Source organism: Actinosynnema sp. NPDC023794, from assembly GCF_040639675.1.
Classification (GTDB): domain Bacteria; phylum Actinomycetota; class Actinomycetes; order Mycobacteriales; family Pseudonocardiaceae; genus Actinosynnema; species Actinosynnema luteola.
Window position 1 is genome coordinate 85289 of sequence record NZ_JBFAFR010000009.1, and the last position, 24603, is coordinate 109891.

Here is a 24603-nt window from a genome sequence, read left to right on the forward strand (position 1 = left end):
GCGTGACGTCAGGATCGCAGTCCCGTCCGTTGGCCGACGCCTCGGACGAGGAGTTGGCGGTGATCAGCGCCGCGGTCGCGGAACGGGCCGCTCCGCTGTGCCGCGTCCTCGGGACGCCGGAGCAGGTGGCGTGGTTGACCGCGTCGCTGGACCTGGCCTGGGCGGCGGCGGCCGGGGAGCCGGTGGCGGACGAGTGCGAGGAGGCGTTGGGCGAACTGGAACCCGGTGCCGACGACTTGGAGGAGGTCGACATGGGCAGCCCGGAGTACTTCGTGGACCAGTCCACGACCCTCGTCGGCATCGCGCTCGCCGGCTCGCTGCGGCGGTCCACGTCCGATGTGGCGACGGCGCTGGGCACGCTGCGTTCCCTGGCCGGGGTCCTGGACGTCGAGGTGATGGGCAAGCGCCCGGTCGTCGTGCGGCACGGGGAACCACCACCTCCGCCCGGCCCGCTCCTGGGCAGGGAGCTGGCAGCGCAGCGGGACGTGGCCGCCCTCGTCGCCTCGGGTGACGGGGTGGTTCCGCCTGCCGTGCTCGCGCGTGCGCGTGCCGCCGCCCAGTCCTACGCCGCGGAGTTCACCCCGGTCGTCGAACGCCTGGCCGTGCTGAACGACTGGGACCTGGACCGGCGCTGAACCACCACGGCCCGCGTCCGGGCCGGTGTCGCGCACACCTCCGGTAGCACCGGCCGGAGTTCCCCCACGTCGTGCTAGGCCGGACGAGTGACGGACGAGCGCTCGTGTAACGACCGGGATGCCGCTACCCGAACAGGCTAGGGAAGAACGCCGCCTGATGAGGGGGACGCCGCATGTCCGCTCGTGCCGGGTTACGCCGCAGACCGAGGTCCAAAGGACGTGCCGGAGTAGCCCTCCTCGCCCTCCTCGCACTGATCGGCGTCGGGCTGACGCCGCCCGAGCTGTACGACCGCGTCAGCCCGACCTCGGCAGGCAGCGGTTCGGTGACCGCGCCGGACCACCCCGAGGGCGCCGCGTTCAACCCCAACCAGCTCAAGGGCATCAAGGCCGCGGACCCGACCAGCGGGGTCAACCTCGTCTCCGCCCCCAGCGCCAACAACATGGGCGACGCCCGGCTGTCGTACCCGCTGGAGGTGCCGCCGGGCCGGGCCGGCATGCAGCCGCAGCTCGTCGTCCAGTACAACTCCGCCGGTGGCAACGGCTGGACCGGTGTCGGCTGGGACCTCCCCCAGGCCGCGATCACCCTGGACACCCGCTGGGGCGTGCCCCGCTACCACACCGGCCTGGAAACCGAGACCTACCTGCTCAACGGCGAACAGCTCACGCCCGTCGCGCACCGCGGCGAGCTCCAGGCGCGCACCGCAGAGAAGGTGTTCCACACCCGCGTCGAGGGACGGTTCGACCGGATCGTCCGGCACGGCGACCACCCCACCAACTACTGGTGGGAGGTCGTGGACCGGGAGGGCACGCGGTCGGTCTTCGGCGGCGACCAGACCTCCACGCTGGCCGACGCGTCCGGCAACATCGCCACCTGGGCGCTGCGCGAAACCCGTGACACCAACGACAACTTCGTGCGCTACCACAGCGTCCGCGTCGAGGACGCCGGTGTCGCGGGCGGATCGGTGCCGGGCGCCAACCTGTACCCCTCGAAGATCACCTACACCGGTCACGGCGACACCGAGGGCCGCTACTCGGTCACCTTCACCCGTGACCGCGACCGGGGTGAGCCGCGCCGCGGCGACGTCCAGATCGAGGCCCGCTCCGGGTTCAAGCGCGTCACGGCGGACCTGCTGCGGCGGGTCGAGGTGAAGGTCGACGACACCCTGATCCGCGCCTACGAGCTGGAGTACCGCCAAGGCGCGTTCGCGAAGACGCTGCTCGGCTCGGTCAGCCAGTTCGACGCGGACAACACCCGCTTCAACACCCACGCGTTCGACTACTTCGACGACATCCGCGACGCCTCCGGCGGGTACGACGCGTTCGACGCGGCGGGCGACTGGGCCGTCGCCGACGACGACCTGGGCGTGGACATCCGCGACGGCGAGGCCAGTGCGCTCTCGGCGACCACGTCGACGAGCGCGGGTGGGCACCTGTACGTCGGCTACAACCCGAGCTCGGTGAGCAAGTCGAACTCCGCGGGGGTCAAGGTCGGCTACAACTCCGGCTCCTCCGACGGGCTGCTCGCGCTCGCCGACGTCAACGGCGACAACCTGCCGGACAAGGTGTTCCGCTCCGGCGGCGGCGTGTTCTACCGGCCCAACGAGTCGGGACCGGATGGCCGGGCCAGGTTCGGCGACACCCCGATCCGCCTCACGAACCTGCCGGGCATCTCCACCGAGAAGACGCGGTCCGGCACGGTCGGCGTCGAGTCCTACTTCGGCGTGGCGGCCCAGCTGGACTACGTCTCCACCACCACGACGTCCGACCGCTACTTCGCCGATGTCAACGGCGACGGCATCACCGACCTGGTGAACAACGGCGGCGTCCTGTTCGGCCACCTGGACGCCGACGGCCGGCCCGCCTACAGCGCCGACAGCGCCGACACCGGCGTCCCCGTCGGCGTCGGCACCGCGTCCGGCACGATCGTCGGGGACCAGACCGCCGAGTTCGAGCGCCAGGTCGACGCGTTCCCGCTGCTGGACGGCGTCCGCCGCTGGGTGGCGCCGTTCGACGGCACGGTCCGCGTGGCCGGCCGCGTCAAACTGGTGCAGGACACGAGCCCCGAACGGCAGGCGTACCGCTCGGCCGACGGCGTCCGGGTCGCCATCCAGCACCAGGACACCGAGCTGTGGTCGCAGCGCATCGGCCCGGACGACCACATCGAGTTCGCGCCGACGGGCACCGACAACATCGCCGTGCGCAAGGGCGAAGCCCTGTTCTTCCGCGTCCAGTCGGTGCTCGACGGCCGCTACGACGCGGTCGCGTGGGACCCGGAGATCACCTACACCGGCGTCCCGACCGGCACCGACGTCAACGGCCTGGCCAACGACACCTACCTCGCGTCCCGCGACTTCACGCTCGGCGGTCGGCCGTCGGTCGTCGTCGCGCCGCTGACCGGCACGCTGCACCTGTCCGGCGACGTCACCAAGTCCGGTCCCACGACCGACGACGTGACGGTCGTGGTGACCCGCAACGGCTCCGACGTCTACAGCCACACGCTCGCCCGCGGCGGCTCCGGCACCGCGTCCATCGACCTGGACATCCCGGTCACCGCCGACGACACGCTGTCGTGGCGGCTGAAGGTCGACTCGCCGGTCGACGCCGGGACGCTGCGCTGGGTGCCGCGCGCCCACTACACCGCGGCGCAGGGCGTCGACTCGGTGGTGGACGGCGACGGCAACCCCACGCTGGTCATCCACCCGCCGTACGACCTGGACATGTACCCGGTCTCCACGCTGACCGCGCCGCAGGCGTCGCACACGGCGACGCAGGGCGGCACCGTCACCGTGGAACCGGCGCTGGCCTTCGACTTCGCGGGCCAGACCCCCGACACCCGGGTCGTCTTCACGGTCAAGAAGCGCGGCGAGCTGCTGGCCAAGCGGGTGATCGACGTCGTGGACGGCCAGGTGCCCGACCCGGCCTCGCTGCGCGTCACCGCCGAGGTCGCCCAGGGCGACGAGCTGTTCTTCGACTTCGCCACCCTCGACACCGGCCTGCCCGCGCGGTTGACGGGCCAGTCGGCGTCCCTCTCCCACGACGGCACGAACTTCACCGCCGTGCCCAGCGCCCTGCACGCCTCCGCCGAGCAGGGCGCGTTCGCGCAGCCGTACCGGGGTTGGGGCGCCGTGGGCTACCAGGGCAACCGCGACCGGGCGACCAAGCCGATCAACCGGGGCGACCTCGTCCTGGACGAGAGCTACCGCGACGAGCTGCCCGACGGCCCGACCGAGGACGACGTGCCGGGCTTCACGGAGAACCCGCAGGTCAAGCAGCCGCGGGTGGTGGTGTTCGCGCCGCTTCCCGCGCAGGACCGCTGGGCCGGCGCGGACGACAACACGTGGGTCTCGCGCGACGCGGCGGCCGGTTCCCGCCTCGGCCTGGACACCATCGACGTGGTCACCGACGGCGACGTCGCGGGCGCCGCGGCCGTGTCCCGGCGCGGGCGCACGCAACAGATCTCGACCACGTTCGGCGCGAGCATCCCCGGCGTCCCGATCGGCGGTGGCGCGAGCGTGGCGAAGGGCCGCTCCACCGGGCAGCTCGACTTCCTCGACCTCAACGGCGACCGGTTCCCCGACGTCGTCGGCTCGGCGGGCGTGCAGTACTCCGACATGACCGGCGGCCTGGGTGACACCAGGGGCAGCGTCGGCGGCGCGGTGCGCGAGTCCGACTCGCTGGCCTACGGCGTGAACGCCAACGCGGGCAGCCCGGCCCGCACCAGCGGCAACGGTCGCGGCGAGGCGGCGCCCTCGGGCAGCCGCAACGCCAACAGCGCCAAGTCCGGCCCGGAGATGCCCGCGCTCGGCGTGGGCGGCAACGTCGGCGGCGGCGAGTCCGACACCGGGCACGACCTGATCGACATCAACGGCGACGGCCTGCCGGACAAGGTGTTCGACAACGGCGACGCCGCGCTGAACCTCGGCTACTCGTTCGCGGCGCGCGAGCCGTGGCCGGGCGGCCCGGTCAACGACGGCAAGACCACCAGCGCCGGGGTGAACCTGGGCTTCAACACCAACTACTACGGCTTCGCGGGCGGTGTGTCGGCGGCGGTCGGCTCGTCGGTCACCAGCGCCACGCTGCTGGACGTCAACGGCGACGGCCTGGCCGACCGCGTGTTCGCCAACGGCGACAACCCCGTCGGCGTCGCCGTCAACACCGGCAACGGGTTCGGCGCGCCGACCCCGTTCCGCGGCAGCGCGGGCGAGGTCGGCAAGGACGAGAACGCCACCCTCGGCGGCGGCGTGTACTTCACGTTCGGGTTCTGCTTCTTCTTCGGCTGCCTGGTCTTCAACCCCGGCGCCGACGTCTCCACCGGCATCGGCCGCGCCGAGGTGGCGCTGCGCGACGTCAACGGCGACGGCTACGCCGACCACGTCCGCTCCACCCGCGACGACGAGCTCGTGGTGGCGGCCAACAAGACCGGGCGCACGAACCTGCTGCGCACCGTGTCCCGGCCGCTGGGCGCCCGGATCGACCTGGACTACACCCGGTCCGGCAACACGCAGGACCAGCCCGACTCCAAGTGGGTGCTCTCCCGTTCCGCCGTGCACGACGGGCACCCCGGTGACGGCCAGGACGTGCAGCTGTCCACGTTCCGCTACGAGGCGGGCAGGTACGACCGGCTGGAGCGCGAGTTCCTCGGCTACGGCAAGGTGGTCGCCGAGCAGCGCGACGCGGGCTCCGGTGACGCCCTGCTGCGGGCGCTGACCAGCGAGTACCGCACGGACAGCTACTACCTGCGCGGCCTGGTGACCCGGTCGGCGACCGCGGACGCGTCGGGCGGGCTGTTCCAGGAGACTGTCAACACCTACCAGTTGCGCGACGTCGCCACCGGCGGCGCCGCGAACCCGAAGGCGACGACGGCGAGGGTCTTCCCGCTGCTGGCCCGCGTGGACAAGCACTACCACGAGGGCCAGGCGAACCCCGGGAAGTCCACCTACACCGAGATGTCGTACGACGAGCACGGCAACCTCGTGCGGTCCTTCGACGCCGCCGACAGCGGCCCGGGTGACGACGTGGAGGCCGAGTTCGGCTACACGTCCTCGATCCAGGCGTGCCGCGACCGCAACATCGTCGGCGTCGCGAACCTCGTCCGGGAGCACGGCGCCACGCCGCGAACCCTGATGCGCCACCGTGAGTCCACACTGGACTGCGAGACCGGTGACGTGCTGGCGGTGCGCGAGATCCTGCCCGACGGATCGGCCGCGGTCAGCGACCTGACCTACCACGACAACGGCAACCTGCGCACCATCACGGGGCCCGCCAACAAGAACGGGCAGCGCTACCGGCAGGAGTACGGCTACGACACCGTCGTCGGCGTGCACGTCGAGTCCATCAGGGACAGCTTCGGCTACGAGTCGTCGGCGACGCACGACCTGCGGTTCGGCCTGCCGGACCTCACCGTCGACGAGAACCGCCAGTCGCTGCGGATGTCCTACGACAGCGCCGGCCGGGTGGACGAGGTGGTCGGGCCGTACGAGATCGACTCCGGGCGGGCCACGATCGACTTCGAGTACCACCCGGAGGCGGCCGTCCCGTACGCGGTCACCCGGCACCTCGACCGCACCGCCACCGGCGTGCGCGACGACACGCTCGACACCGTCCAGTTCGCCGACGGCCTCGCCCGACCGGTGCAGAGCAAGCAGGACGGCTCCGTGGCCGACACCGCGGGCAGCGCGCCGGCCGACGTGATGGTGGTGTCCGGTCGGGTCGCGTTCGACCCGCTGGGTCGGGTCGTCGAGCAGTACTACCCGGTGACCGAGCCGAAGGGCGCGGGCAACACGGCGTTCAACGCGGCCTACGACGCGGTGGCCCCCACCAGGCTGAGCTACGACGTGGTGGACCGCAGCGTCAAGTCCGTGCTGCCGGACGGCACGTCCAACGAGCTGGCCTACGGCTTCGGCGCCGACCGCTCCGGTGAGATCCGGTTCCGGACGATCGCCACCGACGCCAACGGCAAGCAGCGCCGCACCTACACCGACGTGCGGGTGCTGACCACCGCCGTGCAGGAGTTCAACGCCGGCGCCGCGATCTGGACCAGCTACGGCTACGACCCGATGGGCCAGCTCACCAGCGTCGTGGACGACAAGGGCAACACGACCAGGGCCGAGTACGACAACTTCGGCCGCCGCACCGTCGTGGACAGCCCCGATTCCGGCCGCACCGAGACCCGGTACGACCTGGCGGGCAACAAGACGGCGAAGGCCACGGCCAAGCTGCGGGCGGCGGGCAAGGCCGTCGAGTACGACTACGAGTACAACCGGCTCGCCGGCATCCGGTACCCGGTGTTCTCCGGCAACAACGTCACCTACACCTACGGCGGTCCGGGCGCGCCGGACAACGGCGCGGACCGCGTGGTGGCCGTCCGCGACGCGGCGGGCACCGTGACCCGCAAGTACGGCGCCCTCGGCGAGAAGACGAGCGAGACCCGGTCGGTCACCGCGCTCACCACCCCCGCGCGGACCTACACCACCGGGTACCGGTACGACTCGTTCAACCGGGTGCTCGACCTGACCTACCCCGACGGGGAGGTGCTCACCTACGAGTACGACTCCGGCGGCCAGGTCACCCGCGCCACCGGGCGCAAGGCCGGGTTCGACTACCCGTACCTGGCGCGCCTCGACTACGACAAGTTCGGGCAGCGACTCCTGCAGGAGACCGGGACGGGCGTGCGCACCACGTTCGCCTACGACCCGGCCGACCGGCAGCTGAGCGCCCTGAAGTCGAGGCTGGCGGACGGGCACCAGTTCCAGGACATCAGCTACGAGTACGACAACGTGGGCAACGTCCTGTCCCTGACCAACACCGTGCCGCTGCCGCACGGCAAGCCGATCGGCGGTCCGAGCAGGCAGACCTACGGCTACGACGACCTGTACCGGCTCACGTCGGCCACCGGCGAGTACAAGAACAAGGACAACAAGCTCGACCGGTACTCGATGGCCCTGGGCTACGACTCCATCCACAACCTGACGGCCAAGAGCCAGCGGCACGAGATCCTGGTGCAGTCGGGCTCCACGTCCGCCTTGTCGCAGGAGACGACGACGCTGGCGGACGAGCCGGTCACCGACCCGGCGACCGGGGAGGCCCTGCCGCCGCTGGGGCCGATCGAGCCCGAGGACGAGCAGGTCTCGCAGACCGAGCCCGTGCCGTCCACGCAGCCCGCGTACGAGCCGGTCGCCTACTCGGTGCAGTCCGCGACGACGGCGCAGGAGCAGAAGAAGACCACCTACGACTACAACTACGCGTACAACAGCGGGAAACCGCACGCGCCCAGCGCGGTCGGTCCGGTCAACGAGTCCTACGACGCCAACGGCAACCTGGTCGACTCGGTCAACACCCTGCCGCCCGCGCCGGGCAAGCGACGGCAGCTCGTGTGGGACGAGGAGAACCGGCTCGCCTGCAACCAGGACCACAGCCGCAACAAGACCGTCGCCCAGCACCCGGACGCGTGCACCAGCCCGCAGCAACCGGCGACCGTGCGGTACGTGTACGACGACGAGGGCAACCGGGTCGTCAAGAACGCCGGACCTCAGCACATCTACCCCAACCGGGCGTTCAGCGAGCGCAACGGCACGTCGTTCAAGCACGTGTTCGTCGGTGACACCCGGATCGCCACGAAGACGGTCAAGACCGACTCCACCTACGAGAACCACCACTTCTACTTCCACGCCGACCACCTCGGCTCGTCGGGGTACGTCACCGACGAGCACGGCAACCTGACCGAGCACACCGAGTACTTCGCGTTCGGCGAGCCGTGGGTGCAGGAGCACCCGGCCCAGCCGACACCGGTCCCGTACCTGTACGGGTCGAAGGAGCTGGACGAGGAGACCGGCTTCTACTACTACGGGGCCCGCTACTACAACCCGCGCACGCAGGTCTGGCAGAGTCCGGACCCGATCATCGAGTCCTACCTCGACGGTGGACCCGCCGGCGGCGTGCACCGGCCGGTCAACCTCGCGGCCTACACCTACGCCCACAACAACCCGGTGAAGTTCACCGACCCCGACGGCCGGTACGTGGAGAGCGCGTGGGACGCCATCAGCCTGGGGATCGGCGTGGCGAGCTTCGTGCAGAACGTCCGCGAGGGCAACGGGTGGGGCGCGGCGCTGGACGCCGTCGGCATCGTCGCGGACGGCGCGGCGCTGGTGCTGCCAGTCGTGCCGGGCGGCGCGGGCGCCTTGATCAAGGCCGGTCGCGCGGCCGAGAAGGGCGTGGAGGTGGTCCGGGCCGCCGACCGGGCACGGGACGCGGAACGGGCGGTCGAAGGCGTCCGGGCCACGGCCCGTGCCGCGGACAAGGGCGGTGACGCGGCCAAGGCGGCGCGCAACACGTCGGTGCCCTGCGCGGTGCCCAACAGCTTCACGCCGGAGACACCGGTGCTGATGGCCGACGGCACGCGCAAGCCGATCAGCGAGGTGCAGGTCGGCGACCTGGTCCTGGCCACCGACCCGGAGACGGGCGTGGCCGAGGCCCGACCGGTGACCGACCTCATCGTCGGCGACGGCTCGAAGGACCTGGTCGAGATCACCGTCGACACGGGCGCCGGCAAGGGCGTCGTCATCGCCACCGACGGTCACCCGTTCTGGGCGGCCGACCTCGGGTCGTGGGTCGACGCGAAGGACGTCCGGGTCGGAACGCTGCTGCGCACCGGCAGCGGCACCTACGTCCAGGTGGTCGAGGTCAGGGCGTGGACGCAGCAGCAGCGGGTGCACAACCTGACCGTCGACGGACTGCACACCTACCACGTGGCGGCGGGTGCGGTCGACGTCCTGGTGCACAACTGCGGTGGCCCCGTCATCCGCAACAAGCACCTGGCCGGCGGCAAGCACCCGAAGACCGGGGTCCCGTTCGACAAGAACGGCTTCCCGGACTTCTCCCAGTGGCGCCACCCGAAGGTCCCGGACGTGCGGATCAAGCTGACCGGCAACCGGAAGGTCGACGAGCGGCTGGCCAACGAGGCGGCCGGGCTGAAGAACACGCCGTCCGACTACACCTGGCACCACCACCAGGACAGTGGTCTGATGCAGTTGATCCGCCGTGACGTCCACAACGCCACGGGTCACACGGGAGGGCACGCGTTGAACCTGCATGAGTGAGTCGTTCTTCGAGGAGGACCCGTACTACACGGGTCCTCCTCTGACCGGGGAGATGGTCCGCGCGGCGGAGGCCCACCTGGGCGTCCGGCTCCCGCGGACCTACCTCGCGTTGCTGGCGCAGCGCAACGGCGGCACCCCACGCCGCCGTTGCCTGCGCACGCCGTTCGCGACGTCGTGGGCCCCGGACCACTTCGAGATCCGCGGCCTGCGCGGCCTCGGCGGCCCGTGGGGCATCGACTCGGAGGACCTGGGCAGCCGGTACCTGGTGGGGGAGTGGGGCTACCCGGACATCGGGGTGGTCATCTGCGACACCCCGTCGGCGGGCCACGACACCGTGATGCTCGACTACTCCGAGTGCGGCCCGACCGGCGAGCCCGCGGTGGCCTACGTCGACGAGGACCGCGTGCCTCGGCGGGTCGCCGCGACGTTCGACCGATTCGTCGCCGCGCTCGAGGACTGCCCGGACTGACCGTGCGGGACCGTGAGGCGCAGGGTGACCCACAGCGATGGCCTCACGCGGCGCAGGTCCCACGATCGGGCGATGTCGGGGGATGGCGGCGACGGGTTCGCCTAGTCTGGGTGGACGAGCTTTCCGCGCACTCCGCGATCCCCGGCGTGGAGGTGATGTCGTGGGCCGCACCACGATCCGGACCACCCTGGTGTTCGCGGCGCTGGTCGCGTCCGCCACCGCGTGCGGCGGCGGCGGATCGACCGGGGGCGCCACGTCGGCGACCACGCCGGTCCCGGTCAGCTTGACCGTTCCCGGCAGGCCGTCCGACCAGGTCACGGACGTCGCCGCGGTGGGGCTGAGCAGGGAGCAGCTGGCCGAGATCGAGCGGGCGTGCGAGCAGGTCGAAGGCATTCCGGGGATCTCCGACAAGTGCATCGACAGCATCGCGGACGTGGCGGTGCTCCCCACCGCTACCACTACCCCGGGAGCGTCGCCGCCGTCCCGACCGCCGTGCCACGAACCGCCCTGCGTGCTTTTCGGTCTGGCGCGGGACGACGCGGACGTCGGGGTGGTCATGATCTGGGACCCCGATCCCGGGAGCACCTTCTGCCGGCGTCGGGCGGAGCTGTGCAGCGGCGCCACGGTCGCGGCGCGGTCGATAGTGGCGCCGACGTCCACGACGACTCCTCCGACGACCTCGACCAGGACCACCGGCCGTCCACCGACCACGGGCACCGGGACCGGCACGCCGCCGTCGTGGCCCACTCCGACGCCGCCGCCCCGGACCACCGGCTCGTGAGCACGGCGCCGCCGGGGGAGGAGCGCTCGTTCTGGCGCCTGTCCGTGGACCTGCTGGTGCTGCTCGGACCGGCGGGCGCGGTCGGCGCGCTGCTCTACTACTTCGGCTACGTCAGCGCCGGGACGTTCTACTCCTACTTCGGGGTGAGCCTGAGCGTCCTGGACCTCCAGCCGACGGACTACCTGATCATCAGCCCGAACCTGCTCTTCCGGTCGCTCATCACGGTGCTGCTGGTGGCCGCCGCCGTCGTGACCCTGCACCTGGCGCTGCGGGCCGTGCTGGCCCGGTGGGGCCGGTGCGCCCGCTGGGTCCTCCTGGCCCTGGTGGTGGCCGTCATCGCGCTGGCGGAGGTCGGCCTGACCGGGCTGTTCGGGCAGCCGCGCGGGCTGGTGGCGCCGCTCTCGCTGGCCGCGGCGGGGCTGCTGGTCGACTACGGCGCGTGGCTGGCGGACCGCTACGCGGTCCTGTCGGAGGGGGCGCGGGGCGTGGTGCGGTCGGGAGTGGTGCTCCGGCGGGGTGTGCTGCTCGCGCTGGTGGTGACGGCGGTCTTCTGGGCGGTGACGAACATCGCGCAGTCGCGAGGGCTGGAGGCCGCGCGACTGCGCGAGCTGTCGTTGCCGCTCCAGGCCCAGGCGGTGGTCTACAGCCGGGACGACCTGCACCTGTCCGGGCCGGGTGTGAGCGCGACGCCGTTGACGGGGGAGGCCAGTGCCTACCGGTTCCGCTACAACGGCCTGCGACCGCTGCTGTACGCCAACAGCCGCTGGTTCCTGCTGCCGGTGGGGTGGCGCCGCGAGAAGGTGGCCACGGTCGTCGTGCTCCAAGAGGACCCGGAGCGCGTGCGGGTGGACCTGGCGCCGGGGTTCATCTCGGGGTGAGCTGTGACGTCCCGATTCGTCGGGTGGGTCCGCACGATCCCGGGATCGTCCTGGAGCGCAGCGGTACGCCGAGCCCGGTCATCGCGTCACCGCCGCGCGACGTCGTGGTACCCGTGGTCGGCCCGTGCGACCCGCAGCGGCACGCCCGCCCGCACGTCGGCGAGCACCCTGGCCTCCACGTCGGCCACCCGCTTCACGGTGTCGACCACCTCCGCCACGAGGTCGGCCGGCACGACGACGACACCGCTGCCGTCGGCGGTGACGAGGTCGCCGGGGCGCACGGTGATCCGGTCGCCGTCGGCGCCGATGGTCACCGGCTGCCGCACGGCCACCATGCGCGCGCGGTTCTTGCCGGATCGCATGAACGCGCCGCGCGCCCACACCGAGTAGTCGAGCGCGCGGATGCCGTCGATGTCGCGGCAGTAGCCGTCGATCACGGTCCCGGCGACGCCCCTGGCCACCGCGACCTCGGCGAGGATGTCTCCCCACACCGTGCAGTGCGAGCCGTCGTTGGCGAGCACGACGACCGAACCCGGCGGCACGTCGTCGATGTAGTCCGCGGCGGCGGCGCGGTCGCCCTCGGCCACCGGCTCGAAGCCGACGGTGAACGCGGGACCGACGACCACCCCGGAGCCGGATTGGCGGGTGGCGCCCCACAGCGCGCCCGACACGCCCAGGAGGTCCAGCGCGTCGCTGACCGCCGACGTGCCGAACACCGCGAGCTCACGGCCGCTGTCCGTCATGAACCGCCGCCGACCACGTGCACAGCCAACTTCTGGCCTCCCTGGAAGATGTTGACCTTGGCGTTGCGGCTCGCCTTGGACCCGAAGCCGGCGACCCGGCCGCCGAACAGGTACGTGTCCAGGCTGATCGGCATGGCCTGCACCTGGTCCGAGCCGGCCCGCACGACGGGGTAGCCGGCCGGCGCCACCCGCCGCTGCACGAGATGCCCCGCGCGCAGCCCGGTGGCGACGGCGTCGCGCCACACGTCCGGAGCGCAGTCGTGGCCGATGGTCACGCCGTCGCCCCTGATGTCGTACGGCTGCTTGAGCACGAACTCGCGCGGGTCGGCGAGCAGCCGGTCGGCCAGCGGTCCGCCGTCTTCGTCGACCGCGTCGGCAGTGAGCTTGCGCGCCCAGGGCAGCAACCCGTCGACCAGTGCCCGTTCCCCGGCGGTGAACAGGTCGGCGAACTCGGGCTGCTGCACGAATGCCAGCGCCAGCTTGTTCTCCGCGACGTACCGCGCGCCGAACGGGTTCACGTGCACCATCGCGGTGTCCCGCACGGCGCGTGCCCACCGGTCGACGAACGCCGGGTCGGCGCAGTACGCAAGCCACGACACCGTGTTGACCTTGTTCCAGCACAGGTCGACCACCTTGCCGTCGAACCGCGCCCGGTCACCGTCGACCTCGATCGCGCGCGGGTCGGCGAGGAACGCGTCCACGCCGGCGGCGCGCAGGCACCGCACCAGCTCGACGCTCTCCACGTTCGGGGCGCCCGCGGGTTGGAGGACCGCGATGTGCGACGGGTCGGCGCAGCGGCCCGCGTCCCGTTCGGCGGCGGCGCGCGCCGCGGCGCGCAGCGCGTCGAGGAAGCGGTGCTCGCCGGTGTACGTCATCGCGTGCGGCGAACTCGACCGGATGCGCGCGACCACGTCGTTGATCCGCGCGGTGAACAGGGTGCCCGCGGGGGAGTCGGCGTTGTTCTCCAACACCCGCAGCCGTTCCGAACCGGCCTCCAGGTAGCCGTCGAGCCGGCACACCCAGGGCGCGTCGCCCACCCCGCGATCGGCGTCGATCAGGAGCTCGGCGATCGTGCCGAGGCCGTAGAAGTCGCGCACGTCCCGCCGCGTCCGGTACAGGGCGACGACCTTGCCGAGCAGGTCGGCGTAGCGGGTCAGCAGCGGCGCGAGCCGTTCGGCCCGGTCGGCGCGGACCATCACGGGAACCGGCGAGAGCGGGAACTCCTTGTTCCGGAAGACCGGCCCGGCGGCCACCGCGTGCTCGGTGGCCCTGCGGGTGTCCGCCGGTCGCGCCACGGCGGCGTGGGTGGCGAGCAGGGCGGCCGGCCAGTCGATCAGCCCGGTGACCGTCACGACTGCCGACCCGGCAGGCCGAGATCGACTCCGGTCGGCGGGGCGGCGCCACGCACCTGCGCGAAGTACGCGTCCACCAACGCCTTCGTGACCGGACCCGACGGCCAGCCGGACAGGGGCACGCCCGCGACCTCGCGCACCGGACCGAACTCGATGCCCGTCCCGCACAGGAAGACCTCGTCGGCGGCGGTGAGCCGCTCCTCGGTGACCGCGTCCTCGACGGCCTCGCAGCCGAGCGAGGACGCGATCGCCAGGACCCACGCCCGCGTGACACCGGGCAGGACGTGGTCGGAGAGTCGCGGGGTGACGACGCGTTCGCCCTCGACGAGGAACACCGTGGCCGTCGGCGCCTCGCTGATCAACCCGTCGGCGGTGCGCAGCACGCACGAGTCGTAGCCGTCGCGCTTGGCCTGCGCGAGCGCGAGGCGCGGCCCGGCGTAGGCCGAGATGTTCTTGGCGGCACTGGGGAACACCGCGTCCGAGGGCCGCTGCCACGCGCTGATCCCCAGCCGGATGCCCTCCTGGTCGGCCAACCAGCGCTTGCGGCCCGACGGCGTGATCGTGACCGTCAACGCGGTCACGGCGGCCTGGTCGATGCCGCCGCTGTTGGCCGCGCTCGCCGCGACCCGGATGTAGCCGTCCGCGTCGATGCGCTGCGCGGCGACGAGCTCGTCGACGATCGCGGGCACGTCGGCCGCGCACTCCTCGTCGAGGCCCATGAGCCGGCACGAGTGGCGCAGCCGGTCGAGGTGCGGTCGCGGCAGCCACGGCGCGACGCCACCGGAATCCTGCCGGTACAGCCGGATGCCCTCGAACACCGAGATGCCGTAGCGCAACGCGATGCTGCCCACCGGCAGGGTCGCCTCGTCGCGCGGCACGAGCCGTCCCCGGTGGTGGGCCAGCGGCCAGACCACGTGGCTGTCGGCGGCGAGGGCCGTCATGCGGTGTAGCGGAACACCGGCTCCGCCGGGTCGTACGCCGTCCGCAGGATCATGTCGAAGTGGCGGTGCCGCAGCTCGAGCGCGTCGGCGAGCGCGGCGATCGCGTTCTGCCGCAGCTCGGGGGTGTCGCAGTAGCGGCGGAGCAGCTCGCGCGCGGCGGCGGCGTGCTCGTCCTCCAGCTCGCTGACCGCGTCGTCGCCCTCGTCGGCCGAGGCGTGGTGCACGAAGAACTCGTACCCCTCCTCCGGCAGGCCGTAGACGTCGCGCATCACCGAGAGCATGCTCTTGCCGCCCTTGTCCACGATCGGCGGCTGGCCCTCCATCAGCAGCAGCACCGACGCGACGCCCTGGGTGAAGTGGGTCTCGGTGTTGCAGACCCGCACGTTGTGCTCGACGACCGCCGCGGTCTCCCGCACGACCGGCGCGTCGGCGAGTTCGTCGGCGGTGACCCCGACGGCCTCGCCGAAGGCGGCGAACGTGTCCAGGTGGCGGCCGGAGCCCGACAGCCTGCCGGTCTCCTCCTCGTAGATGTTCTCCACGAGCAGCACGCGCAGCCGGTAGTCCTCGATCCGCGAGGCGATGCCCAGGATGTTGCGGGTCCAGAAGCTCTTGATCGGCCAGCGGTGCAGCACGAAGTCGTGCAACAACCGCCGGGTGGCCTTGCCGGCGAGGATCGTCTGGTACAGCCCGCTGGTCATCTTCCTGCGCTCGTCGATCATCCGGTCGAGTTCCGCGACGAAGTCACTCATCGGCACCTCTGCTGTCGTGGGTGGGTTCGGCCGACGGCCGCCCTTGGCCGGTCAGCGTCAGGATCGTCGCGTCGAGCCCGTCGGCCGCGACCATGTCGGAGAAGTGGGCCGCGCCGTCCAGGTTCACGTCGAGCAGCCCGCTGACCACGGTCTTCGAGCCGCCGTCGGCGATCATCCGCAACTGGGTGGCCAACGTGGTGCGGTCGGCGGCGATCGGGTCCAGCCGCAGCTCCGCGCCGTGCCGCACGATCAGGTGCGCGACGATGACCTCCAGCCGCAGGTTGCCGCCGCCCTTGCCGATGCCGGCGATCGACGCGTCCACCGCGGTCGCGCCCGCGGCCATCGCGGTCGTCGTGTTGATGAACGCCAGCCCGAGGTTGTCGTGCGCGTGGAAGCCCACCGGCACGGGGCTCGCGTCGACCGCCGCGCTCACCCGCTCGGACACCGAGCCGGGATCGAGGCTGCCGTTGGAGTCGGCGAGGTAGATGATCTGCGCGCCGGCGTCCGCGCACGCCTTGACCGCCACGGCGATCCCCTCGGGGTCGCGCTCGCTGACCCGCGTCAGGTTCATCGCCACGTCCAGGCCCGCCGCACGTGCCGCCGCCACGTACGGCTCGGCCGCCTCGACCGACCCGCCCGAGACGAGCACCCGCACCATGGCGACGCCCCGGTCGGGCAGTTCGGCGATGCGCTCGATCGGCGCTTCGGCGGGACGCGCCATCACGGCGAGCTTCGGTCGCTCGGCCACGGTCGCGAGCGCGTCGAGGTAGGCGGGCGGGCAGCTGGCCGTCGGCCGCCCCGGGTCGTGCGTGCGCCGCAGGTAGCCGATCTCCGCGTACGGAACACCGGCGGCCCCGACGGCGCGCACGATCGACGCGGCTTCGTGAGTGGTCCAGCGGTGGTCGTTGAAATAGCCGCCGTCGCGCAAGGTCACATCGAGGAGAATGGGGGTTGAATTCACGTTCACCACGCGGCGCGGCGGCGTGGCGGAGCGTCATTCGCGAAGAGCAAAATGAACCGCCCCCTCGACTTATCGTCATGATGGCTGGCTTCAGCGTAACCGGCGGTCACCTCGCGTGGCAACCTCCGGTCAGGCTGCCTTCGGTGACTGATCCGATTGTCGTATCGGTCGGTACGCCCGTGTTGGGGGCAATTCGACGATTCTGCGTTCGGCCGCCGAACGCGCAGTGGTCGCGGATGCCGAAATTTCCGGTCATGGCGTCCGGACCGGGCGACTGCCAGCGGATCGCGGCGAAATCCACCGCGTGGGGAAGGTCGACATGAAGGCCGAGGTGAAGCCCCGACTGCGTGCGTGCAACTCGTGGATCCGTTCGATCGCAAGGCAGAAGCCGTGCACGGATCCGGGTCGGTGAGCCCTTCGTCCACGATGGCTTGACGCGCGCGCGGCTGATCTCCGAATGCTTCGGTTACCAGTATTTCCTTGGTCGGGAAACGACGGTAGAGAGTGGCGGTGCACGTGCCGCGTCACGGCTCTCACTTCAGCCAAGCGGACGGGGGCGTCCGGTTGACGTCGGCGGCGTCAGTCGGACCGATTCCCGACCAGGAGACGTCAGTGAAAGCAGTCGCGATCAGCCATTCGGAGGTCCCGACGCGGGCCGGGATCCAGCGCGCCTTCCCCGAACCCCGCACCCGCGCGGCGTCGAGCCGGGGACCGCGTCGTCCGAGTCGTTCCGCGTGGGCGGGATCGGCGGCACGATGCGGGGATGCGACTCACCGCCCTGCTCGTCGCCGTGCTCGCGACCCTGTCGCTCGTGCCCGTCCCCGCCTCGGCCCACCCGGCCCGGTCGACCGAGGCGACCTACCACAACGCCGCCGACACCCCCGGTGCGGACCCGTTCGTGCTGTTCGACCGTCCCAGCGGTCAGTACTACGCCTACTCCACGGAGGGCGCCGACCCCGGCCACCACTTCGCGATCTACCGCTCGCCCGACCTCGCGACCTGGGAGCACCTGCCCGGCGGCGCCCTGCGGGCCGGCCAGGACGGCGACTGGGCGCACGACTGGTTCTGGGCGCCCGAGGTCTACCACAACCCGGAGACCGGCCTGTACTTCCTGTTCTACGCGGCCAGGATGAACCGCGGCGTGGCCGAGCACTTCCGGCACGCCGACTTCGAGGAGCCGTGCAAGGTCGGCGTCGCGGTGTCCCGCTCACCGGCCGGGCCGTTCCGCGACATCACCGAGGCGCCGATGGACTACCACCCGTACGACCCGGCGTACCACGACGTCAACCTGATCATGGACGCCGAGCAGAAGAAGCCGCCCGCCACCTTGGAGGAGGGCCGGACCGCCCCGCTCGGCACCTACATCCCCTACATCGACCCCAACGTCTTCTTCGACGCCGACGGCCGGATCTTCCTCTACTTCTCCCGCAACGCCTACCGGAACTGGGTGTGGGACCACGACCTCGGCAAGTACGTCGAGGAGTCCAACATCTACGCCGTCGAGCTGACCGGCGACTGGTGGCGTGATCCCACCGGTCGCACCATGCCCACCATCGCGCCCGCGTACCGCGACAGCAACCGGTCGCCGGACGATCCGCCCGGCGTCCGCAAGGACGGCTACGTCCCGGTCCTGGACCACGGCTCCGACCCGCAGGGGTGGGAGAACGCGCACGTCCACGACCACGCGACGTCGGGCGGCGCGAAGAAGGACCGGCGGTGGGCGGAGGGCTCGACCACCACCAGGACCGTCGACGCGAGCGGGAACCCCCGCTACTACCTGGCGTACTCGGCCAACAACTACGAGAACGAGTTCTACGGCGTCGGCTACCACCCCGCTCGGCCCCTGGCGCAAGAGCCCCGCGAACCCGGTGCCGGCACAGGACCCCGCCCGGGGCCTGTACTCGACCGGGCACGGCAGCGTCATCGGCTCACCGGACGGCGCGCAGCTCTACTACGTCCACCACGGGCGTCCGTCCACCACGTCTTCCCGGGCGCTGTACACCTCGCGCCTCCACCTCGGTGACGGCCTGTCCATCGACGCGTCCACCTCCGACGAGCCGCTGCCGTCGGGCGTCGGACCGCTGGGGCTCCGGGCCGACGACCCGGTGCTGCGCCCGCGCCCGGACGGCTCCGGGACCACGACGGTCCACGTGACGAGCGCTCGCGGCGCCGAGTTCGCCCTGACGAACCCGCAGAACCGCGTCCGCGCCGTGCTGCGGCCCGCCGACGCGGGCACCGTCACCGTGCGGGGCGACCAGATCGCCGTCACCGCCCACCGCCCGGCCCTGCTCACCATCGTCTACCAGCGCCGGCGAGCCGACGGCGGCTACCGCGACGTCGCGAACACCGGGCCTCGCGGCGGCGTGCCCGTCCAGCTCGTGATTCCCGTCGTCGTCCGTCGCTGAGCACCAGCACGGTCCCCTGGGACGGGCTCGGGAGCCGGGGCCGGCGGTCGCCCACTACGGTCGTCCCCATCACCAGGGGAGGGTGATCATGGCTCGGGGTTTCGGGAGAAGCGCGCGCGTGGTCGCGGTGGTGGCGACCGGGTCGGTCACCACGCTGGTTCTGCTGCCCATCGCGATCAACGTGGGCACCGGCGGCACCGCGCCGGGCTTCCTGGCGGGGTACGTGGGCTGGCTTTGGCCGGCGGTCGTGGGGCTCACCGCGCTCACCGTGCTCCTCGGCACGTGGGAGCGGTTGCGCGACAAGGGGACGTCCTACCTGTTCGCCAAGGCCGACCACCCGGGGAACCTCGAGGCGGCGCGCAAGCGCGTCGAGCGGTGGGCGGTGCAGCGGCGGAACAGCTCCCTCGTGGTGCGGGTCCAGCTGGAGCTCGCGCTGTCCGCCGAACCGGACATGGTGGTGCGCGCGATCGACTGGGTCGAGGACCCCGACGAGCCGGACGGCGTCGCCTACACGAGCGACCAGGTCGCCGAGCTGTTCGACGACAAGCGGCACGAGTTGCTGGTCCTCGGCGCGCCGGGCGCGGGCAAGAGCACGTTGCTGCTCAACCTGTGCCTGTCGCTGCTCGCCGAAGCGCGGGACGACCCGGAGCGGCCGGTCCCCGTCCTGATCGACCTGGCGTCGTGGTCGACCTCGGGTCGCCGGTTGCGCGGCGACGGGCAGCTCACCGCCCCGCAGGACTTCCGCACCTGGCTCGTCGCCCAGATGGGCGCGCGCTACCGCATTCCGCCCGGCACCGCGAAGGTGTGGCTGCGGGACGGCCGGATCGCCCTGCTGCTCGACGGCTTGGACGAGGTGTACGCCAACGACCGGGCCCGCTGCGTCGACGAGATCAACGCCCTGCGCCAAGAGCACAACCTCCAGATCGCGGTGGCGTGCCGCCTCGCCGATTACGAGCGGCTCAAGCGCAGGCTGGCGCTGTACGACGCGGTGCGCATCGAACCGCTGGACCGCGGTCGCCTGCTCGACTACTTCGACGCCGTGGGCCCGGCGCTGGACGGGGTTCGCACCGCGTTGCGGCGCAGCGAAAGCCTGTGGGAGCTGCTCGTCACGCCCTTGATGCTCAACATCATGGCGTTGACCTACAAACCCGGCCGTCAGGCCGACGAGCTGGACGAGGGCGGCACGGCGGCCGACCACCACCGCCGCCTGTTCGACGACTACGTCGTGGAGATGCTGGTCCGCCGACGGGCGGGCACGGCCCCGTTCGACGACGAGCAGGTCATCCGCGGGCTGCGGTTCCTGGCGCGCCTGGCGTCGAGCCCGCTGTGGAACGACGACGTCGCCCGCCGCCGGTTGGCGCAGCGGGTGGCGTGGCTGCCGTTCGTGCCGTCCGACGCCGTGGTCGGTCTCGCGACCCGCGTCGTGCCGGCCCTTCTCGCCGGGTTCGCGGGCGTCGCGGCGGCGGTGGTGGCCCTGCGCTACGGGATGGTTCCGGCGCTCGTCGTGAGCGCTTGTCTGCCCGCGGCGTTGTTCGTCATGCACCGGATCTCCGCACCGGCGATGCCGGTCGACCCGCGCACCGGACGGGGGTGGAGGTCGTCGGCGGTCGCGTTCGGTGTCGGCGGGGCCGTGGCGGCGGCGGCCGTGCCGGTGGCCGCGGTGGCGGAGCACGTCGCGCACACCTGGGCCGCTCCGACGGCCTACGGGCTCGTGCTGCTGGCCACGCTCGTGCTCGGCAGCGTCCTCGCCATCGTGGCCGAGCGCGACGGCCCGGTCTACTTCGGTGTGGTGGCGATGGCCCTGCCGGTCGCGGTGATGGCCCACACCGGTCCGTCACCCGGGCTGCTGGGCGGGCTGGCCGTCGGACTGCTCCTCGGCGCGGTCTTCGCGGTGGTGGCCAACGCGTTCTCCGCGGTGTGGTGGTCGGTCCACGTCCCGGTGACGACCCGCATCCCGTGGAGCCTGCTCGGCGGGGTGGTGATGGTGCTCGGCGCCTGCGCCGGCCTGGCCGCGGCCTCGCCCGGCGCGCCGGTGGACGCGGCGGTGGTCGGTCCGGTCGCCGGTCTGCTGATGGGGCTGGCGGTGTTCCCGGTCTTCACCGTGGACGCCTTCCCGGTCGACGTGATGACCGACGGGCTGGCGGAGGTGTTGGCCCGGCCGCTGGCCGCGGCGGAGCTGCCCTGGCGGCGCACGGTCCTGCTGCGGTTCGCCGCGGAACGGATCCTGCTCATCCAGGTGGGTGCGGAGTACCGGTTCGCGCATCGCCTCATCCGGGACCACCTGGCCGACTGCGACCCCGTCGAGCTCGCCCAACGGGTGCGCCGACGGGTGAACGAGAGCTCCGGCTAGCACGCACGTCCTGACCCGGGTGCCGCCCGCGCCGACCACGACACCCGCCGCCTCGACGATCGCCGCACGCGTCACACCGGGCCAGGATGGAGACCGGTTCGTTCAGTACGGGTTCCCGGGCACGTTGAGGTACGTCCGGTAGAGGCCGAACCCGCCGGAGACACCGGAGGTGATGTACAGCGTCCGCCCGTCCGGCCCGCCGAACGCCGCGTTGGTGCTGTTGCGCCCGGCGGAGATGCTGCCGAGCCGTTCGCCCGACGGGGAGAAGACGTGGACGAGGCCCTCGTCGTAGGAGGCCCAGTACAGGTTGCCCGCGCAGTCGACGGTCGCGCCGTCCGGCGTCCGGATGCTCGCGAACGTCGTGCGGCTGCCGGTGGTGCCGTCGGGGAGGACGGTGTACTTCACGATCGTGTTGCTCGCGGTGGCCCCGACGTAGAGCGTCTTGCCGTCAGGCGACAGGACGATGCCGTTGGGCTGCCGCAGCGTGTCGTCGACGAGGCTGACCACGCCGTCGCGGACGCGGAAGACACCGGTGCGCCCGCCTTGTTCGTCGGCGCGGTTGCCGCGCTGGTAGTTCGGGTCGGTGAAGTAGGTGGTGCCGTCCGGGCCGGTGGTCAGGTCGTTCGGGGAGTTGAAGGCGCGGCCGAGGTAGTCGGCCGCGACCGTGGTGCGGCTGCGGTCGGTCAGGTTGTAGGCGGAGAGGGTGCGGTTGTCGTGGGTGGCGGCGAGCAACCGCGTGCCGTCGGGCGTGATCGCGAGGCCGTTGCTGCCGGAGTCGGCGACGAACGTCTCGAAGGTGGCCGGTGGCGTGTGCCGGAGCACCGCCGAAGGTTGCACGCCCTGCGGACCGGTGGGGCGCTGCATGTGCGACAGCAGCAAGGTGCCGGTGCGCTGGTCCCACGTCGGGCCTTCGAGGAAGTTGAACCCGCCCCGGATGAGCTGGGCCGCCACCGCGCGGGTCGGCAGCGGTGGGCCGTAGCTCGCGCCCGGGGTGCACGGTGAGGCCGTTGCGGCGTCGGCGGAACCGCCGGGGGCCACGGCACCGGCGACGGCGATCGCGACCGCCGTGAGCGTCCGCGAGCGACGGTGGCGCGATGCACTGCGGTGAGTCATGGTGTCTCCTTGTCTTGGCGGACAAGGCAATCGGCTTGTTATCGCTAACACGCCGGGGCGGAGCATGTCGTCGCCAGGTGTCGACCAGTGCGATTGGGAGCGCTCCCAATCGCACCGTAGCGCAACCGGTTCGTCGTCGACAAGGTCATCGGGTCGGCTCCGTGATAGGTGGCGCCGACAGCCATGGTCGGCCGGCGGCTCAACCGACCTATGTGACGGGCGTCACTTTCCTCGTCGCGAACCGAAGAGGGGTCGGCGACGAACGCCTCTCGGGACCAGTCGATCGGGAAGGTCACGATGGCAGGGCGCGAGCGCGAGCTCCAAGCGGTAGTGGGTGTCGATGACGCGGGTGACGCCTCGGCCGAGGAGTTGCTGTGCCTGGTGGCGCGCGGTGACGACAAGGCGTTCGAGCGGTTGTACGACGCGATGGCGGGCAAGGTGCTGAGCCTGGTCCGCCGGATCCTGCGGGACCACGCGCAGTCGGAGGAGGTCACGCAGGAGGTGCTGGTGGAGGTGTGGCGCACCGCCGCCCGTTTCGACCCGGAGCGGGGCAGCGCGTCGGCGTGGGTGATGACGATGGCGCACCGCCGTGCGGTGGACCGGGTCCGCTCCGCGCAGGCCGCGACCCGGCGCGAGGACGTCGCCGCCCGTCGTGACGTCGAGACGCCGTTCGACGCGGTCAGCGAGCAGGTCGCCGCGCGCCTCGAGCGGCGGCAGGTGCGGAGGTGCCTGTCGACGTTGACCGACCTGCGGCGGGAGTCCATCCTGCTCGGCTACTTCCAGGGCTGCACCTACCCGGAGACGGTCTCCGTGCTCGGCATCCCGCTGGGCACGGTCAGGACGAGGATGCGTGACGGCTTGATCAGACTGCGCGACTGCCTGGGGGTGAACCGGTGACCGACCGCACCGCGCGCGCCGAGGTCCACACGCTGATCGGGGCCTACGTGCTCGACGCCATCGCCGACACCCGGCAGCTCCCTCCGGAGGACGACCAGGCGAAGACCGTCCCCACCGGACCGAAGCCGTCCCGTCCGGCCCGGACCGCGGGTGTGTGGTTGCGCCGGACCGCGGCGCTCGCCGCCGCGGCGGGCATCGCGGTCGCCATCACGTCGGGTATCCAGGGCGTGGACACCAACCGCCGACTGGAACGGGAGCTGCGAGCGCTGGAACAGGTCGACGGCTACCACAGCCGGATGGCCGACCTGCTGGCCGCACCGGACGCCAAGCTCGTCCGCGGTGAGGTGACGGGCGGCGGCACGGGCGCCGTGGTGGCGTCCTCCGCCGAGGGCGAAGTCCTCTTCCTCGCCCAGGGCTTGCCGCGACTGCCCGAGGACCGCACGTACCAGTTGTGGTTGATCGGCGCCGACGGGCCGCGACCGGCCGGGCTGCTCACGTCGTCCGACGGGCACGCCGAACCCCTGCTGGCGAGCGGCTTCACGGGCAGGGAGGCCGTGGGGCTGACGGTGGAGCCGCGGGGCGGATCCGCCCGTCCCACGACACCGACCGCGGTGGTCCTTCCGCTCGTCTGAGGAACACCGACCACGAAGGGAGATCCGCCACGAACACCCGATGTGGACGCGACCACGCGGGTCCGGCACGCCGCCGTGCCCGGCGGGTCCGCCGGTGCCGGAGGGGTGACGGAGCGTAAGGTTCGCGCATGGCCGTCGGTGGGAGCAGGAGGGCACGTGCCGCGCGCAAGCGGAAGCGCCGGATGGAGCGCGTCGAGCACGACCTCTCCGTGGCGCAGTGGACGGCGCTCAAGGACGCCTGGGGTGGTTGCGCCTACTGCGGGTCCACCGGGGTGCCCCTCCAGAAGGACTGCGTGCAGGCGCTGTCGCGCGGCGGGCGGTACACGCTCGACAACATCGTGCCCGCGTGCGGGTCGTGCAACGCGAGCAAGTGCAACGACGAGGTCACCGGCTGGCTGAGGCGCAAGCGGCTGGACGAGCGGGCGTTCCTGCTCCGCCACGTGGAGGTCAACGCCGAGCTGGCGTCGCGGTTCGCGAGCCCGGTCGTCCGAGAGAGCGGTGCGCACGACGAGGCGCTTGGTTAGCCGGCGGATTCCACGGCTTCACGCGGGCGGCGGTCCGGCCGGTCGCGGATCGGCTCGACGCCGGCCGACCTCATCAGG

General features: G+C 72.0%; 17 protein-coding genes. 11 read left to right on the forward strand and 6 right to left on the reverse strand.

Features of this window, described 5'->3' with window-relative positions; all coding sequences use genetic code 11:
• The first annotated feature begins 2 nt into the window (after nucleotides 1-2).
• The 5 genes from AB0H12_RS20720 (at nucleotide 3) to AB0H12_RS20740 (ending at nucleotide 11858) form a co-directional block, all read left to right on the forward strand.
• Nucleotides 3-635, forward strand: coding sequence for a hypothetical protein (locus AB0H12_RS20720; protein ID WP_499624490.1), 633 nt, complete (start codon nucleotides 3-5; stop codon nucleotides 633-635).
• Between the two features lie 173 nt (nucleotides 636-808).
• Entirely contained in the window at nucleotides 809-9730 is an 8922-nt protein-coding gene (locus AB0H12_RS20725) for a SpvB/TcaC N-terminal domain-containing protein (RefSeq protein WP_499624491.1), read from the forward strand.
• Nucleotides 9723-10199: an SMI1/KNR4 family protein gene (locus tag AB0H12_RS20730; protein ID WP_499624492.1), complete on the forward strand. Its 477-nt coding sequence runs from the start codon at nucleotides 9723-9725 to the stop codon at nucleotides 10197-10199. The genes AB0H12_RS20725 and AB0H12_RS20730 overlap by 8 nt, the downstream gene beginning before the upstream one ends.
• A 160-nt stretch (nucleotides 10200-10359) precedes the next feature.
• Nucleotides 10360-10980: a hypothetical protein gene (locus AB0H12_RS20735; protein WP_499624493.1), complete on the forward strand. Its 621-nt coding sequence runs from the start codon at nucleotides 10360-10362 to the stop codon at nucleotides 10978-10980.
• Entirely contained in the window at nucleotides 10938-11858 is a 921-nt protein-coding gene (locus tag AB0H12_RS20740; RefSeq protein ID WP_499624494.1) for a hypothetical protein, read from the forward strand. Before AB0H12_RS20735 ends, AB0H12_RS20740 begins: the two co-directional genes overlap by 43 nt.
• Before the next feature lie 86 nt (nucleotides 11859-11944).
• Here the strand turns inward: AB0H12_RS20740 and AB0H12_RS20745 are convergent, their stop codons facing one another.
• Genes AB0H12_RS20745 through AB0H12_RS20765 form a run of 5 tightly spaced genes read right to left on the reverse strand, consistent with a single transcriptional unit; the run spans nucleotide 11945 to nucleotide 16577 of the window.
• A complete protein-coding gene (locus AB0H12_RS20745) occupies nucleotides 11945-12601 on the reverse strand; it encodes an RraA family protein (protein WP_499624495.1) in 657 nt (218 codons plus the stop codon).
• A complete protein-coding gene (locus tag AB0H12_RS20750; RefSeq protein WP_499624496.1) occupies nucleotides 12598-13953 on the reverse strand; it encodes a hypothetical protein in 1356 nt (451 codons plus the stop codon). The genes AB0H12_RS20745 and AB0H12_RS20750 overlap by 4 nt, the downstream gene beginning before the upstream one ends.
• Nucleotides 13950-14894, reverse strand: coding sequence for an aminotransferase class IV (locus AB0H12_RS20755; RefSeq protein ID WP_499624497.1), 945 nt, complete (start codon nucleotides 14892-14894; stop codon nucleotides 13950-13952). The genes AB0H12_RS20750 and AB0H12_RS20755 overlap by 4 nt, the downstream gene beginning before the upstream one ends.
• A complete protein-coding gene (locus tag AB0H12_RS20760; protein WP_499624498.1) occupies nucleotides 14891-15643 on the reverse strand; it encodes an iron-containing redox enzyme family protein in 753 nt (250 codons plus the stop codon). Before AB0H12_RS20760 ends, AB0H12_RS20755 begins: the two co-directional genes overlap by 4 nt.
• Nucleotides 15636-16577: a hydroxymethylglutaryl-CoA lyase-like TIM-barrel protein gene (locus tag AB0H12_RS20765; protein WP_499624499.1), complete on the reverse strand. Its 942-nt coding sequence runs from the start codon at nucleotides 16575-16577 to the stop codon at nucleotides 15636-15638. Before AB0H12_RS20765 ends, AB0H12_RS20760 begins: the two co-directional genes overlap by 8 nt.
• A gap of 790 nt (nucleotides 16578-17367) precedes the next feature.
• On the opposite strand from AB0H12_RS20765, the gene AB0H12_RS20770 reads away from it, so the two are divergent.
• The 3 genes from AB0H12_RS20770 to AB0H12_RS20780 all read left to right on the forward strand — a co-directional run bounded on the left by AB0H12_RS20770 (nucleotide 17368) and on the right by AB0H12_RS20780 (nucleotide 21359).
• Nucleotides 17368-18627, forward strand: coding sequence for a family 43 glycosylhydrolase (locus AB0H12_RS20770; protein ID WP_499624500.1), 1260 nt, complete (start codon nucleotides 17368-17370; stop codon nucleotides 18625-18627).
• A 127-nt stretch (nucleotides 18628-18754) separates the two neighbouring features.
• Nucleotides 18755-19009, forward strand: coding sequence for a hypothetical protein (locus AB0H12_RS20775; RefSeq protein ID WP_499624501.1), 255 nt, complete (start codon nucleotides 18755-18757; stop codon nucleotides 19007-19009).
• Between the two features lie 88 nt (nucleotides 19010-19097).
• Nucleotides 19098-21359, forward strand: a complete 2262-nt coding sequence (locus AB0H12_RS20780; RefSeq protein WP_499624502.1) for an NACHT domain-containing protein — start codon at nucleotides 19098-19100, stop codon at nucleotides 21357-21359.
• 102 nt (nucleotides 21360-21461) lie between these two features.
• Here the strand turns inward: AB0H12_RS20780 and AB0H12_RS20785 are convergent, their stop codons facing one another.
• Nucleotides 21462-22472, reverse strand: a complete 1011-nt coding sequence (locus tag AB0H12_RS20785; protein ID WP_499624503.1) for an SMP-30/gluconolactonase/LRE family protein — start codon at nucleotides 22470-22472, stop codon at nucleotides 21462-21464.
• Between the two features lie 297 nt (nucleotides 22473-22769).
• Between AB0H12_RS20785 and sigK the strand changes: the two genes are divergently transcribed.
• From sigK to AB0H12_RS20800, 3 genes are all read left to right on the forward strand, one after another.
• A complete protein-coding gene (gene sigK, locus AB0H12_RS20790; RefSeq protein ID WP_499624504.1) occupies nucleotides 22770-23369 on the forward strand; it encodes an ECF RNA polymerase sigma factor SigK in 600 nt (199 codons plus the stop codon).
• Complete coding sequence (locus AB0H12_RS20795) at nucleotides 23366-24001, forward strand: anti-sigma factor (protein WP_499624505.1); 636 nt, start codon at nucleotides 23366-23368, stop codon at nucleotides 23999-24001. The genes sigK and AB0H12_RS20795 overlap by 4 nt, the downstream gene beginning before the upstream one ends.
• 128 nt (nucleotides 24002-24129) lie before the next feature.
• Nucleotides 24130-24525, forward strand: a complete 396-nt coding sequence (locus AB0H12_RS20800) for an HNH endonuclease (RefSeq protein ID WP_499624506.1) — start codon at nucleotides 24130-24132, stop codon at nucleotides 24523-24525.
• Nucleotides 24526-24603 lie beyond the last annotated feature (78 nt).